Source organism: Mesorhizobium sp. M0910 (genome assembly GCF_040319465.1).
Lineage (GTDB): Bacteria > Pseudomonadota > Alphaproteobacteria > Rhizobiales > Rhizobiaceae > Mesorhizobium.
This window is the reverse complement of the sequence record NZ_JAMYNZ010000016.1, coordinates 34,954-49,739: the sequence shown is the minus strand read 5'-3', so window position 1 is coordinate 49,739 and position 14,786 is coordinate 34,954. Positions and strand designations below refer to the sequence as shown.

At 58.1% G+C, this 14,786-nt stretch carries 13 protein-coding genes; 4 read left to right on the top strand and 9 right to left on the bottom strand.

The genetic code is table 11. The features are described 5' to 3' along the window. Window positions 1-247: 247 nt before the first annotated feature. Window positions 248-1,006 carry a LuxR C-terminal-related transcriptional regulator gene (locus NKH78_RS28595; protein ID WP_352507591.1) on the top strand — a complete coding sequence of 253 codons (759 nt, stop codon included), beginning with the start codon at window positions 248-250 and terminating at the stop codon, window positions 1,004-1,006. Window positions 1,007-1,145: 139 nt separating this feature from the next. On the opposite strand, the gene NKH78_RS28590 is transcribed toward NKH78_RS28595, so the two are convergent. From NKH78_RS28590 to NKH78_RS28575, 4 genes are all read right to left on the bottom strand, one after another. Beyond that, window positions 1,146-1,412 carry a hypothetical protein gene (locus tag NKH78_RS28590; protein WP_352507555.1) on the bottom strand — a complete coding sequence of 89 codons (267 nt, stop codon included), beginning with the start codon at window positions 1,410-1,412 and terminating at the stop codon, window positions 1,146-1,148. 156 nt (window positions 1,413-1,568) lie between these two features. Further along, entirely contained in the window at window positions 1,569-2,222 is a 654-nt protein-coding gene (locus tag NKH78_RS28585; RefSeq protein ID WP_352507554.1) for a PIG-L deacetylase family protein, read from the bottom strand. After that, window positions 2,219-3,034: a sugar phosphate nucleotidyltransferase gene (locus tag NKH78_RS28580; protein WP_352507553.1), complete on the bottom strand. Its 816-nt coding sequence runs from the start codon at window positions 3,032-3,034 to the stop codon at window positions 2,219-2,221. Before NKH78_RS28580 ends, NKH78_RS28585 begins: the two co-directional genes overlap by 4 nt. Continuing rightward, entirely contained in the window at window positions 3,031-4,326 is a 1,296-nt protein-coding gene (locus NKH78_RS28575; protein ID WP_352738787.1) for a methyltransferase domain-containing protein, read from the bottom strand. Before NKH78_RS28575 ends, NKH78_RS28580 begins: the two co-directional genes overlap by 4 nt. Window positions 4,327-4,665: 339 nt before the next feature. Here NKH78_RS28575 and rfbC point away from each other — a divergent pair, with 339 nt between their 5' ends. Continuing rightward, entirely contained in the window at window positions 4,666-5,205 is a 540-nt protein-coding gene (rfbC, locus tag NKH78_RS28570) for a dTDP-4-dehydrorhamnose 3,5-epimerase (protein WP_352507552.1), read from the top strand. Window positions 5,206-5,242: 37 nt separating this feature from the next. On the opposite strand, the gene NKH78_RS28565 is transcribed toward rfbC, so the two are convergent. From NKH78_RS28565 to NKH78_RS28545, 5 genes are all read right to left on the bottom strand, one after another. Further along, the gene (locus tag NKH78_RS28565) at window positions 5,243-6,565 is read right to left on the bottom strand and encodes a DUF4910 domain-containing protein (RefSeq protein ID WP_352507551.1); all 1,323 of its coding nucleotides are present in this window, start codon (window positions 6,563-6,565) and stop codon (window positions 5,243-5,245) included. A gap of 5 nt (window positions 6,566-6,570) precedes the next feature. After that, the gene (locus NKH78_RS28560; protein ID WP_352705765.1) at window positions 6,571-7,632 is read right to left on the bottom strand and encodes an NAD-dependent epimerase/dehydratase family protein; all 1,062 of its coding nucleotides are present in this window, start codon (window positions 7,630-7,632) and stop codon (window positions 6,571-6,573) included. A 624-nt stretch (window positions 7,633-8,256) separates the two neighbouring features. Further along, window positions 8,257-8,604 (bottom strand): polysaccharide pyruvyl transferase family protein, encoded by a 348-nt coding sequence (locus tag NKH78_RS28555; protein WP_352507548.1) that lies wholly within the window; start codon window positions 8,602-8,604, stop codon window positions 8,257-8,259. A 382-nt stretch (window positions 8,605-8,986) separates the two neighbouring features. After that, window positions 8,987-10,417 (bottom strand): DUF4214 domain-containing protein, encoded by a 1,431-nt coding sequence (locus NKH78_RS28550; RefSeq protein WP_352507547.1) that lies wholly within the window; start codon window positions 10,415-10,417, stop codon window positions 8,987-8,989. 307 nt (window positions 10,418-10,724) lie between these two features. Then, window positions 10,725-11,792 (bottom strand): glycosyltransferase family 2 protein, encoded by a 1,068-nt coding sequence (locus tag NKH78_RS28545; protein ID WP_352507546.1) that lies wholly within the window; start codon window positions 11,790-11,792, stop codon window positions 10,725-10,727. Between the two features lie 272 nt (window positions 11,793-12,064). On the opposite strand from NKH78_RS28545, the gene NKH78_RS28540 reads away from it, so the two are divergent. Continuing rightward, on the top strand, window positions 12,065-13,174 hold the full coding sequence (locus NKH78_RS28540) for a hypothetical protein (RefSeq protein WP_352507545.1): 1,110 nt from the start codon (window positions 12,065-12,067) through the stop codon (window positions 13,172-13,174). Continuing rightward, the gene (locus NKH78_RS28535) at window positions 13,171-14,664 is read left to right on the top strand and encodes a lipopolysaccharide biosynthesis protein (RefSeq protein WP_352507544.1); all 1,494 of its coding nucleotides are present in this window, start codon (window positions 13,171-13,173) and stop codon (window positions 14,662-14,664) included. Before NKH78_RS28540 ends, NKH78_RS28535 begins: the two co-directional genes overlap by 4 nt. Window positions 14,665-14,786: the final 122 nt, after the last annotated feature.

The following is a 14,786-nucleotide window of genomic DNA, read 5'->3' as shown; positions in this document are numbered from 1 at the left end:
GCAGTCCAGCTCGGCATGGGATTGTCTGAAAATTATGAAAAGACAACCTATGTTAGAGACTGCTTAATAATAAACCTTACACTTCCCAAGCTGGTCTCGCTGAGGGCGGAGAACTGCAAAAGGGTTTAGTGGGGTAATCGAGCCTCGACCTTTCACAAGGCGTGGTATCAAACCTTCAATGCTAGGGAATGAGGATACTATATCGGCCGCCGCAAGGCGGCTTGTTCGGGAAAGAGTGGGTATTGATATGGATTCCACAGCAGAACTGCATAACTACACTTCGGCCAATCGGTCAGGAGTTCCGTCCGACGGAACGGAAAGCGTCCGCGGGCAAGCAGGCAGGGAATGTCTCCTCATCCTAGACGGAAGAGCCTTAGACCGCGAGTGTCTCGCATCGGCTCTCGTGGACCACGATCTCGGCATGCAGGTCGTCGCCATGGGTTCGATCGGCGAATGGCGCGTGAAGAAGGGTTCGGCCCTTCCCCTTGCAGCCATACTCTTCAACCTTGGCGGCCGGAAGGTCACCGATCATGGCATCGCAGACGAGATCAGTCATATTTCGTCCGAGTTCAAATCAGTTCCTGTGGTCATCCTGGCCGACACCGAAGAGCTTGCACAGATACTGACCGCTCTCGAATGCGGCGCACGCGGCTACATTCCGACCTCAGTCGGTATCGACGTCTGTGTCGAGGCTATCAACCTTGCGGCAGCGGGCGGCATCTTCGTGCCAGCGAGCAGTGTCCTTTCCATGCGGCACCTGATAGATTCGGGCAGTCGCGACACGCAGCCTTTGACAGGCATGTTCACGCTCAGGCAGGCCGAGGTTGCCCAAGCGCTTCGGCGCGGCAAGGCGAACAAGATCATCGCCTACGAACTGAATCTGCGCGAAAGCACCGTGAAGGTCCACATCCGAAATATCATGAAGAAGCTGAAGGCGACCAACCGCACGGAAGTCGCCTACAAGGTCAACGATCTCCTCGCGGAAGGAACTCTGGCTCAAGAGTGACCCAGGCATAATGCTGCCTGCCTTGGGTCCCGGAAGTCGAAGGGCCTCCGTCATGGGTCTTCGGCACGATCGTCAGTTTGCCCAGTTGAGCGTAAGTCGGGTTAATTGCTGCCGCGGAATCGGCCGCTCAATCTGCAGTCTAAGCAGGCTCGGGATAGGTGTGTCTGCCAACCCATCGTATGGCCTCCTCGATCGTGTCGAAATTCTTGTGCTGCCCACTCAGCAGCCCGAATCCCGTCTCGAGAAACCATTTGCCTTTCGTGGAGTAGACTTCCTCGTCGATCTGGGTAAGGACCGCCACCAGTTGGTCGCGTTTCCACACCAGAACTCCGGCTTCTCCGCCCTCGACCGTTCCGATCCGGACTTCGCTGAACGACAATCCAGAAGCTATTTTTGCTTTGCCCATTTTGATGTGAACCCCTCAAATTCAAAATGGTAGTAAAAATTCGTTATATTTAATGTATGTATTCTTTTTCTTATCAACTCAGGCGGTGAATACAAGCTGTTTCACTCGATCAATTCGTGGATCCACCCTTATTCACAGGAGAATATGGGCCAACTGCTAAAGAATTTTGATCTTCCGGAGCGTGAAGGCCTCGGCGAAATGCTCTGGTGCTCGGCATTCCATTCCGCGCAACCTCGCAAGCCCGGCGAATGTCTCGCGGTCGAACCAGTCCTTGGAGCGCTGCGTCCCGAAATGTTCGTAGAGGAGCTCGATCTTGCGCTTCAGCACGTCGGCCGTGAGCGGCACGTAGGCATTGGGCTGGCAAAGGTCGCCATCCCATTTCGGGATCTCGTACTCGAGCACTAGATGATCGCGGAAGACGTTCCAGGTCAGTTGGTTAACCTCCCGGTGGTCCTGATGGGCGTCGAACCTGGCGTGGGTTAACACTACGTCGGGATCAACCCGTGATCTTACATCCGTCAGCCACTGCTTGATCGATCGGCTATGGGCAGGGAAGTAGCTGTCTTCGAAATCCGCAACGTCGACAGTGGACGAGCTCGATCCTTCGAGGAACGCTTCGGCCGAAGCCCTGGCTTCCGCGACCCGTCGACCGCCTGCGCTCAGCACGCACCAGCGGACGTCCAGTTTGACGCCCGACGCGATCAGGCCGAGTATCGTGCCTCCCGCACCGATTTCGATGTCATCGGAATGGGCACCAAGGCAGAGGATCGAGAGTTCCTCCCCGCGACGTGCGAGGCCAAGCCCCCTCATGATACGGCCAGCAGCACATTGCGCCTGTTTTTCTCGGCGGTGACCTTCATATTCCAGGGCATGTCGCCCTTTTCGACCATGTCTTCGAGTGATTGCCAATCGCGCAGCGTGTCCATCGAACGCCAGAACCCTTCGTGCTTGTACGCCATCAGCTTGTTGTCAGCGATGAGTCGTCCGAAGGGTTCGAGAACGAGTTCCTCGCCGTCGCGTATGTAGTCGAAGATTTCGGGGCGGAATACGAAGTAGCCGCCATTGATCCAGATCTCCGACGTTTCCGTCGTGCGGAACTCGCGCACGCGGCCGTCTTCCGCGATGTCGGCCAAGTGGTATGTCAGCGGCGCGTGCACGGCAAGGAAGCAGCCGATCTTGCCGCTGGCCTCGAACTTCGCGATCATATCGTCGAGGTCGACATCGGTCAGGCCGTCGGAGTAGTTGGCCAGGAACATCCTCTCGTTCCTGACGTGATCCCGCGCGGCCCAGAGGCGCTCTCCGATGTTGCGCCAGATGCCTGTGTCGAGCAGGGTAATGCTCCAGTCCTTGACGATGTCGCCAAGCAGCTTCACGTCTTGGCCACCATGGGTGACCACGCAATCGGAAAAGGTCTGTGGCCGGGTGTTCAGAAAGAAATCCTTAATGACGGTTGCCTTGTAGCCCAGGCACAAGACGAATTCGTCGTGTCCGTAATCGCTGTACCACTGCATGACGTGGCGCAGGATCGGCTGCTGGCCGAGCGGAATCATCGGCTTCGGTATGCTTTCGGAATAGTCCCGGATCCGGGTCCCGCGGCCTCCGCAGAAAAGGATGACTTTCATCTTGGTAACTCCGATGAATCGATCACTGTCACGAAAGGAATTGGCACCACGAATTTCGCGCCCCAAGCGGCGACATGGTGCATCTGCTGGACGATCTCGTCCTTCAGGTTCCACGGAAGGATTAGGATGTAATCTGGCTTGGCCTGGTCGATCGCGTCGATGGGCTTGATTGGGATGTGCATGCCCGGCGTGAAGCGGCCGTGCTTATATGGATTGCGGTCCACCGTGAAATCGAGGAAGTCGGTGCCGATAGCGCAGTAGTTGAGCAGCGTGTTGCCCTTGCCAGGCGCGCCGTACCCGCAGATCTTCTTGCCTTCGTTTTTAGCCGAAATCAGGAACGCTAGGAGATCTCGCTTCGCGCGCTGCGCCTTGTAGCCGAAGGAGGTGTAGGTCGTCATTACAGTCAGCCCGTGCCTCTTTTCACGGTCGAGGAGTTCGCCGACATTGTGATCCACGGCCCAGCTGCTGCCCTCGTTGGCGAGATAAACACGCAGCGAGCCGCCATGGGTGGGCAGTTCCTCGACATCAATGAGCCGCAACCGGTGGCGGGCCGCCATCAGATCGATCGTCAGCAGCGAGAAATATGAAAAATGCTCGTGGTAGATGGTATCGAACTGGTTCTCGGCCATCAGCCGCTCGATGTGCGGGAACTCGAGAGTGATTACGCCCTCTGGTTTGAGAAGGATTTTCATTCCCGCGACGAAGTCGTTGAGGTTCGGCACCTGCGCCAGGACGTTGTTGCCAATGATGAGATCGGCGTGAAGCCCTTCGGCCGCCATTTCATTTGCCAGCCGCGCTCCAAAAAAGTCGACTCGGGTAGGCACGCCCTTCTCGACCGCAGCGCGCGCAACGTTGGCCGCCGGCTCGACGCCAAGCACGGGAACGCCGAGCGGCAGGAAGTGCTGCAGCAGGTAACCGTCGTTGCTTGCCAGTTCCACCGCAAAGCTGTGAGTTCCAAGCCCAAGCCGCTTCGTGATCGCCTCGCAATAGGCTTTCGAGTGGGCTACCCAACTTGTCGAGAAAGAAGAGAAGTAGGCATATTCGCTGAAGATGGTCTCGGGGCTCATGTACTCCTTGAGTTGCACCAGGTAGCAGCTGTCGCAGACCAGTACTTTGAGCGGGTAATAGAGTTCCATCTGGTCGAGCTGGTCCGGCCGCAGGAAGCCCTCGCAAGGAGGCGACATGCCTAGATCAACTAGTGTGTGGCACAGGCGCGATCCGCAAAGTCTGCAGCTGGCAGTCCGGCGTGCCCCGTTATGGTCGCGAACGATTTCGACAGCCTGAATGTTCATTCCGTGCTCCTGTCCCGCCGGTTTGAAAAGACGGAGACGCATTGGCCTGACCAAGAACCTTTGCCGCCGCACTCCGCAGGAGGTGCTTCTTTTATGGCAGCGGCAGCTTAGGACGGTGCGCGCGCGGGTTCGATTTGCCAATCCGTTGGGTTGCCTTAATCCTAATAGGCAAACCGTAGGGGCAGTGAAGCCGCCAAGACCCTCGATCGGGTAAGCGACCGGCCCGGCATACCGCTATCGGAGAAGCCACCTAAGACTTAGGTAGCTCTTCCAGCCCGAGCGGGCGATGCCAACAATTGGACTGCCGGCCCTTACCCGGCAACTGGGGCTAAGGTTGACATGCAGTTTACCGAAACGGAGCTGAAGGGTGTCTGGCTGATCGAGCCGACGCCGGTGATTGACGACCGCGGTTCCTTCACCCGCCTGTTCTGCGAAAAAGAAATGGCTGATTGCGGGCTGGTGACGCGCTTTGTCCAGCACAGCCGCGCTCATTCGGTCGAAAAGGGAACCCTCCGGGGGCTGCATTATCAAGAGGATCCGTATGCCGAGGTAAAGCTTGTCTCCTGTGTCCGCGGCGCGATTTTTGATGTCGTCGTGGACTTGCGCCTGAACTCGCCGACGCGGCACAGCTGGCTGAGCTTCGAGTTGACGCCCGAAAACATGAAACAGGTCTACATCCCTGCCGGGTTCGCCCACGGGCTCCAGACCCTGACGAAGGACGCCGAGGTCTCGTATCTCATATCGCAGTTCTATACACCCCACGCATCGAAAGGCGTCCGCTACAGCGACCCCGCCATTTCGATAAACTGGCCTTTGATGCCGACCGCGATGTCGGAGAAGGACAGGACGTGGCCGCTGGTCAAGAAGCCGGTCCCCTAATGAACCGAAAGACTGGAAGCGAAAGGTTCAACAGCGCTCATGCGGGCCCCTCGGCCAGGAGACCGTGATCTGACAGTAATCTCGCGGCGGCGGCCAATTCCCTGAATGGCAGACCCGAGCACTCCGCCATCGAAAGAAGCGAATGCTGTCCGTCGGCGAGATTGAGCACCCAAAGCAGGGACATCGAGGTTGCTCCCGAAGACTTCTGCCCTCCCAGGGCTGCGTAGAGGCCGCGTCTGCCGAGCTGTGGTTCGCCCTTGGGAAAAAGGTTCGAAGGCGTCCAGTCCCCTTCGACGATGTCGATCACATCCGTCAGAATCCGGAAGGAGTCTTCCAGGTGCTCCGGGCCGATGAAGTCGAGATTGTCGGCCGACGTGTGGTATTCGGGGAAGGTGCCGTGGACGCTTCGCTGAAACATGCCGACTGGAAGATTGAAGCCCGGCGAACAATATTGCCTCTCGTCATAGCCGTAAGGGGAGAAATCCATCAACTTTGCCCCTGCTTCCTGCCCGAGCACATGGGCCATGGCACGGTCGATGAAGGCGTCGCCTTGACGACTGCGCTTGTATGCCGGGCTAGCGGCATCGCCAACGCATGACAGCACCAAACCGTGGTCGATCAGATGTGTCCGGTCCTCGTTGAGCGACAGCCATGCAATGGAGCCGATCGTACCCGGAGCGAACAGGAAGCGGTAGCTGTATCTTGTTTTCCTTGCCTTCAGGCTTCTAGCAAGGGTTGCCAGCAGGGCCAGGCCTGAACAGTTGTCGTTGGCCAGTGACGGGTGGCAGATGTGTGCCGAAAGAAAGAATTCCCGCTCCGTCTGCCCGCAGTGCAGGTATTCGCCGTAAGTGAGACTGCCGTCCTTGAGTTCAGCATCGATCTCCACCCGATAGAGGCCGTCGGGCATCTTGGCGACACATTCGTAGGCCACGCAGAAGCCCCATGCCGGGGCGTAATAGCAGGTGCGGTATGGGATCACCTCTGGCTGTTCAGGCAGCGTATGGATGTGCGGCCGCAGTTCGTCGAGCGGCAGGACTCCCTTGAAGGGTACGCTGTAGTTGACGACGTGCAAGTTGGAGTCGGCGAAATCCACGACCGTTTTCCCGTCCGGGCCTGTGATGCTCGCCGAGCGGATGTTCCACTCCCTCGGAACAGTCCAGTCGAGCACCTGCGTCCCGGTGGGCACTTCGTGCCTTTCCAAATCAACGTGTCCCGATAGGATATCCAGCGTTTGTCGCACCCCATCTCCGGTGATGCTCCTGCAGATCGGAAAGAGACGTTCGACCAAGGCATAGATTTCCTGGCCGACGCCGAAAGAAGACGGCGGCGGCCCGAGTCCGTAGGGGTTCAGGTGTTCCATTCCCATTACTCGGCTGCGACATCCAGCGTTGTCGAACGTTCAGCGACCCGCATGCGCCCGACTAAAAGTCCGTTGGCCAAAAGGTACCGGATATGGCCGATGCGCTGGAAGCGGGGCCCCTCGAATTCCTCGAGAGTAACATTCGACTTGCGGTAAGCTTGGTAAAGCTGCTCGGCACCCTTACGCGCATCCCATTGCGGTTTGAAGGCAGGCAGGGTACGCGCAATTTTGTCGAAGCTGACGCGATAGGATCGTTTGTCGGGTCCAGCATCGGACGCGAATTCGAGTCGGCAGCCCGGCACGACCTCGGCGACGATCTTGGCTATATCGCGGATCCTGTAATTGTGATCCGTCCGACCCACATTGAAGGCTTCATTGTGAATGATCTCGCGCGGTGCTTCCAGTCCGGCAATAAACGCCCTGGAAAAGTCCTCGATGTGGACGATCGGCCGCCACGGTGTCCCGTCGGATTTCAGGAGGATCACCCCTCTGGTAACGGCCCAGGCGACAAGATTGTTCAGCACAATGTCGAAGCGGAGCCGGGGCGACAGCCCGTAGGCCGTGGCGGGCCGGAAATAGGTCGGAGAGAAGCTGCTGTCGGCCAGTTCGGAAATATCCCGTTCGGAAAGCACCTTGGACCAGCCGTAGGGCGTAACCGGCTTGAGCTCGCCCGTTTCGTCGACCATTCCGTCGCCCGCCTGTCCGTAATTGCTGCACGATGACGCGAAGAGGAAGCGCGACACGCCCGCCTCCTTGGCCGCCTTCGCGAAGCGGACGCTACCCTTGTGATTGATCTCGTAGGTGATGTCTGGATCGAAGTCGGACAGCGGGTCGTTGGAAAGAGCCGCCAGGTGAATGACGGCGTCGAATCCTTCGAGGTCGCGCGCTTGCACGTCCCTGACGTCCTTTTGGATGGACGGGACGGAAGCCTGCTCTCCTCCCCAAGCAAAGGTGCAGCGCCGGTACAGGTCGCTATCGTAGCCTGTTACCGAATGCCCAGCACGGAGCAGCATCGTCACCATCACCGAGCCGATATAGCCTTGATGACCGGTTACTATGACTTTCATCGCACACCTCTTCTCGGGCGGATATGATCACGCAGAGGCTACGTGGGCTGAGAGGAGTGGGGGAGAACGCCAATGGGCGATCAGGATGCCCCGTTGGACGAAGCCTTACCGTCGGCTACCTCTTTCGGGCGGTGAGCCCCTAGTCCTTTCGACGGCTTTTCCGTCAAAGGATGGTCGAGAGCAGGAATTCGTGCTGGACTTCGAGGCTCTCCCTGAATTTTTCGACGCTGTTACGGACCCTGCGCGCATGTTCTTTCCCGATGCGCCACAAGCCACTGCCTGATCAAGATTTCGACATCGAAGCTTTCGACGCGCTGGCAAGATTCTGACGGAACCGCTCTGACCGGGCAATTGGTCGTTCTTCAGCGCATAGCCCAGTGATATCAGGGGCTTTCCCGCCATCAGGGCGGCCACAATACTGGAAGCGGATCGCCACCACGAGATCGGTCAGGGCGAGTTGGCCGAAGACGTCGCGAAGGGAATGGACGGGTGGGCACGAAAGCCCTTGGGTATCAGTTTCGCCCAGGGCCGCCAGGACCGCCTCGACCGCGGGAGTATCACCTTCGTCGCCTGTGCGAGGGCGGACATTGTAGCCGCTGGCCAGGAGGTAGGTGACGAATATCGCTACTTTGGCAAATAAGATTCAGAGATGCCCAGCCCGCGCTCCTCGAAACCGCACCAGCCGCGGTAGTTCATTACGCCGACACCGACCGTGAGCGGGTGTGAAGGGTCGGCATTGGCAGATTGCGGAACGGGCAGCGTGAAAGCGAGATCGGGATCCATCGACTCCCGGCTGGTGTCGACGCCGACGCTTGCCATGAATTCCCTCGAGGCAGTGTCCCTGTAGCTCCGGTAGTCCGGCATGCGGGCCGCGCTTGTTATCAGCCATCGGCTGACGCGATGTCCCACCGGCCCGGCACCTACACTGACAAAAGCAATGCGCGTTCCGCGAGATGCGCTGCAAGGCACCATTTGAAGACGTCGAAGGGCATGCCCAACGGGCGGTCGCCGAAATAGTCAAGGATTCCCGTTCCAGGCACGACTATGACTTTCGCCTTGCGGATGTGCCGGACTGCACGGAGGAAATCCATCACCTTGCGGGGGATTTTCAGGAAAATGCAGTCGAGAAGGCCGGCGATCCCCTCTCCTCTCGCGATCCGCGCGTTGGGTCGCTTCTCCTTGAGGAACAGAGCATGGATTCGGGCGAGCCGTCATTGCCAAGGTTGCCGCAGCCGAACAGGCCCAAGATGGCGATGCCCGGTTCCCTGCCGCCGGCGGTTGCCGCTGCCTCGCCTTGCGGTCGTGGCAAGGCCGCGACCTCCCGTGGCTCACGTATGGCGCCCATTGGCTCTGCTCACTCAGGGTTCGGCACCGTGGAGGTTTCGCGGATGGCGGCGTGCCTGGATTTGAACTCCGCCGAAGTGATGATTCCGAAGGCCACGGCCTCACGCGTCATGGAACCCGCACGCAACTGGCGGGTGTAGCTTTCCAGTCCGTAACCGTCCGCGGGATGGTTCAGAAGCAGCAAATACAAAAAACCGACATAGTCGCGGTCCGTTAGGCCGATCGTGGCATATCTGGTTTCGTATTCGTCCGAGCGCATCATTTCCATGATCATGTCGGCGAGTTTGGTGTCTCCGCTTTCAAGTGCCGCCGACCATTGATTCACGCTGGCCGTGTCGCCCTTGTGGCCAAGGATGAGGCAGTAGACGAAACTTGCCTGCCGCACCTGCGTGGACTGGTCTGCAGCCATGGTCTCGGTGTCGCAGTCCCGATGCGGCTTGGTCAGCGGCAAAGGACCGCGGGTGAAGTCCCGTACCGTCTTGTAGGCAGGCTTCGGTTCACCGGTCACCCATTTGCCATCGGAGGGACCCACGAGCCTCACCAACCCCATATTGGCTTCGAAGCTCGGGGCCCAGTAGGTCTCATCGAGCAGTTCGTAGATGTGTGCGGCCTCGACCTTGTACTTCTCCTTGAGTTCGCGAAGCCGCGTCATTGCCTGCTTGATACCGTCGGCCTGCTGCCGCTCGCTGCGCTGACTTCCGGAAGGATTGTTGAATTCGGTGACCCAGATCGGCTTGCCATAACCAGAAATTTCGCGGAAAGCCCATTCTGGATCTTCGCCGTACATGTGCCAGACCGAGATATCCCAGGCGATCCCGTCGTGCTTCATCCGCGCGAACGCGCCGGTGTGGCCCCATCCGGCGGTGCCCAAAGCCTTCCTGATCCCCGGGTCGACCTCTGTCATGCCGTCGGACAGGCCTTTGAGGACGGCGCTCACCTTCACCCAGCGCGGGCCGAAGTAGTCGAGCGTTCCCATTCCTCCTGCCGGCCCCCATCCACATGGATATTGCGAGCCGTCGTCGCGTTTCTCACAGGGCTTGATGATGGCATAGTTCTCCATCTCGTTACCGAGTTCCCAAACCCGAATGTCGTTCTTGAACCTGGTGCCGAGGGTGACCGCCAGTCTCCGGGCATTCCCGTAGAGCTCGTCCGGGTTGTCCTTGTCCAGGTCGACTCCGGGCGTGATGAGGGGCAGGATCTCGATCCCTCTCGTCTTTCCCGCTTCGACAAGGTGGGCAAGGCTATCTACCTGGTCCTCTGCCGTGACGTTGACCCGGTACGATTTGAGGCCGAGATCCTTGATGAAATCGAGTTGCCTTTCGACCGGGATGCCCGGATAGGAAACTATTGGATGGCCATTGATGCCCCAGAGGAAATCGGCGGATGCAGGCGCAGCTGTTGCGAGCAGGCAGGCCGCAGCGATTGCAAGACGAAACGACACGGCACACGGGCCTCCCTACCCCACTTCGAAATTCGGGATAGTGGGGATTGCGTACGCTGGGCGCAATTTGCTCATACGGTTGAGTGGAAGCTCTCGTTACCGCTTTAGACGGTGTTCATTCTCTAGCCTATTTGGACGGCATGACCTTTAGACGGTGTTCATTCCCTAGCCTATTGGACGGCATGACCTTCACCCGGTTTGTCAGACTATCCGAGCGGGACGCAGAGGAAGTGAAAGATTCTCCGATTTCTGTCTGCCGGATCTCTTTAAAAGCGCGTTGCGCCTGGCAAGATTCACGCGGGGTACTTCAAGTCTCTGTTTTTGTGCAATGCTTGCGGTTGGCACTCTGGTCCGCTGCACTAATACTTGGTCCATACGAGGCGGCACGACCTCTCTTATCAGCCCGTTCAAATACCTCGGAGAATACCACTCGGATCCGAGAGAGAACATCCTTTCTCCTGAAAAGATGAGCAACGGGAGGGAGGACTGCCAAATGCGGCGACAGGCTGAAGGCGAACTTGAACAGACCAAAGGCCTCACGATACCTACCCCGGATCAGATGTGATACGGCCGACCAGTAGGCATCACAGGCCAAACTCACTCGCGCGAGCATAAGCAACTTGCCTGATTGGTTTTTGACCATGCTGTAGGACGATAAGAAGGTCTCGATGGCCATATACACGGAATCCAGTCTAAGCTTGAAGTCCTGCCAGTAAGCGCTCGAAATATTGCTCCTGTGCTCCCTTCGGATTCCCTGAATAGTATTTGTCTCAGCAACATCCCCGATACTGGCCAGCCGCATCAGCATCTCAAGGTCATTGGTGAACGGCAATTCCCTGATGTAATAGCCTGCACGTTTCTGCGCGACCGTTCGTACCAATATGAACCCGACCGGCCGTTGCAAGGGGCGGCGGCAGACATCCTCTATATATTCTGATCCAGAAATAATTGTCCAAGCCGGCGGCTCTGCAGCGGTCAACTCGGTCGGCAGAGCACCCTCGACATTAAGGATTTGTGCCCCCCCTTGCGCGACGGTTAGTGTAGGATGTTTCTCCATTATAGAGATGGCACGTGACAGACTGTCGGGCACAAGAATATCGTCGGAACAAAGTATCATAAAGTAATCCGCTCTCGCCTGGTCGATGCCTTCGTTCATGGAGGCCATAAGCCCGACATTGACCGGATGGGCGATAACTTGGATCCGCGGATCGGCGGCCGCTAAAGCACGGGCTACCTCGAGGCTGTTATCAGTCGACGCGTTGTCTATGACGAGCACGCGCAAATTCTCTACATCCTGCGACAGCACACTTTTGATACAGCCGGGCAGGAAGCGCCCGAACTGATAGTTCGGAATGACTACGTCGACGCTGGGCATGAGCACACTCCAGAAGATTATTGCACAGCGTCGGGAAACCGCTCCGCACTAGCGATCCGACATCTTCGCACCGAGCCGCTTTCGGTGGTCAGGAAACTTCTGCGTGGGCCCACGTTTGCATCGTAACAATAGGATAGCTACTGGTCCACTCAATCAAAAGTGGAGGGTAGCTACCGCTAATTCGGGGCCGGCTGTCAGAGTCTAGAGATGGTATGGTTTTGACACTAGGCAAATGACATTGTTCCGGAGCGCGCTGTGAACGGGGGTGCTGCATGTCACTGAGGGTCGGAGACTGGGTCGAGGTGCGGTCTAAGGAAGAAATCCTTCGTACACTCGACAAAAATGGTCGGCTTGAGAAGCTCCCTTTTATGCCACAAATGTTTCGATATTGTGGCCTCCGCTTTCGTGTTTACAAGCGCGCGCACAAGACGTGTGACACGATCAACTTTGCTGGCGGACGTAAGTTATCCGGCGTCATCCATCTTGAAAAACTGAGGTGCGACGGCAACGCGTTTGGAGGCTGTCAGGCGGCGTGCCTGGTTTTCTGGAAGGAGGCATGGCTTAAGCCTGTGGACTCGCCGTCCTCGAATGGGGCTGTCTCGCTTCCGACTAAGATGGCGGACGGAACGGGTTGCACAGAAAGCGATGTGCTGGCTGGTGCGCGCGCCAAGAATCAGCCTTTGTCGGGTGGTCCGAGATACTCATGCCAAGCCACAGAACTTCTGGAGGCGACTACCCCTCTTCCTTGGTGGGATGTTCGGCAATATGCGGAAGACTATGCATCGGGAAATGCCGGCGCATGGCGCCTCTTCGCCGGGTTCGTCTATGCAACGATATTCAGTTGCTATCATTACACGCGCCGTTTAGGCCTCACCAGGTTGTCCTTGGGTGTCAGCTGGGTTTATGACAAGGTGCAGCACCTCTATGGTGGCGTTCCTTTCCCGCGATATCGGGGATCAATCCCTACCGGCCAGCCGGTTCCGACTGTCAAGCTTGATCTCCAACCCGGCGAGTTGATCAGGGTTAGATCCTATGAAGAAATCCTCGCGACCTTGGATGCCGACAACAAGAGCCAGGGTCTTACTTTCGATGCGGAGATGGTTCCCTATTGCGGTCATATCTTCAAAGTCAGATCACGCGTGACAACGTTCGTTAATGAAAAGACCGGACTTCTTACCAATCTCAGAGGGCCGGCCGTTATCTTGGAGAAAGTCTGGTGCAACTCGCGGTATAGCGATTGCCGGATGCAGTGCCCAAGAGCCATCTATCCTTGGTGGCGAGAGATATGGCTCGAGAGGGCCTCTGGCGACATGACTGATCAGAGAAGGCACGCGCAGACCGCTCAAACGGAGCCAAGCGCACATGCAGCCAGTGATACATGACCGACAAGACCCCGACCGCGAAAGGCGAGCGCCGTAACCTTAAGAGCGAAGCCATTCAAAGTGGCGTTGCCAGGATGGTGAGCCAGGGCGCGAACCTGATGCTCAGGGTGGGCTACATTGCCACATTGGCACGCCTGCTCAGCCCTAACGATTTTGGTCTGGTCGCGATGGTGGTGGCACTCACAGGCATTTTGGATGTCTTCACCACCGCCGGGCTTTCCTCCGCGACAATCCAAAGGCATGAGATTTCGTTCGAGCAGGTCTCGGCCCTGTTCTGGATCAATGTACTGGTAGGGATCCTCCTCACACTGGTCTGCGCCGCAAGTGCCTACCTCATCTCCACCTTCTACCATGAGCCGCGCCTGCTCTGGATCACCATCGCGATCGCTCCAGGTTTCCTGCTTAACGCGGCCGGTGTGCAGCATGCCGCTCTGCTGGAGCGCAATCTGCGTTATGTCACCCTGAGCGGAATCGATACAGGCGCCCTGTGCCTGGGCATCATGGCCGGTGTGCTGCTGGCGTTCCGTGGCGATGGGTACTGGGCACTGATCGCCCCGACCCTTATCTCACCGGCGGTCAGCAGCCTGGGCTACTGGATCGCCACTGGGTGGATTCCTGGACTCCCTCGGCGCGGCGCCAATATCGGCTCGCTCTTGCATTTCGGTGGAATTGTCACGCTGAACGGCCTTGTCGTCTATATTGGCTACAATGCCGAGAAAGTCCTTCTCGGGCGGTTCTGGGGCGCCGGATCACTTGGATTATATGCCCGGGCCTTCCAGTTGATCGGCATTCCCACGGCGACCATCAACAGCGCCGTCGGTGCGGTACTGTTCTCGGCGTTATCGCGGATGCAGCATGATCCCGCGCGGTTACGGAACTTCTACCTCAAGGGATACTCGATCGTCATCGCGGTAACGGTTCCCATCACAATGTTCTCGTTCCTGTTCGCACACGAAATCATCACCGTGGTGCTAGGCTCGCAGTGGACGGAGGCGGCGACTATCTTCCGGCTGCTCACCCCTACCATCTTGGTGTTCGGGATCATCAACCCCACATATTGGCTGCTCATCTCGACCGGCAGGCAGAAGCGCAGCCTGTATCTGGCCTTTGCCATCGCCCCTCTCGTCATCGTTTCCTACTGCGTCGGGATTTCCTTCGGCCCCGAGGGAGTGGCTCTGAGCTACTCGACGGCGCTGCTGCTCTGGCTCTATCCCCACCTGGCGTGGAGCCTGCATCGTACGCCGGTTTCAGTCGGGGATCTGTTGCGGACGATCATGAGGCCGTGGATGTCCGGCATCGTGGCCTCGGCGGGTGCGCTGGCAGTCCAGCGCTATCTCGGCCCCGAGGTTCCTTCGCTTCTGCGGCTCGTGGCGGGAGGGGTGGTCCTGACCAGTATCTACGGATTCGTCTTGCTGTTCGTGTTGGGGCAGATCAAGCTGTTCCAGGATGTGCTGCTGAGCTTCCGAGGCGAGGCGCGGGCCGGCGCTTGAGGCAGTTGGCAATGGCGAGGCCTGGCGCGCAGGATGAATGTCTTGGCTGTGGAAACACGCCTTCGGATCGCCTGACGTTTTGGATAGATTGGCGCCGGGCGGCGAAACTCTTACTGCCCGAG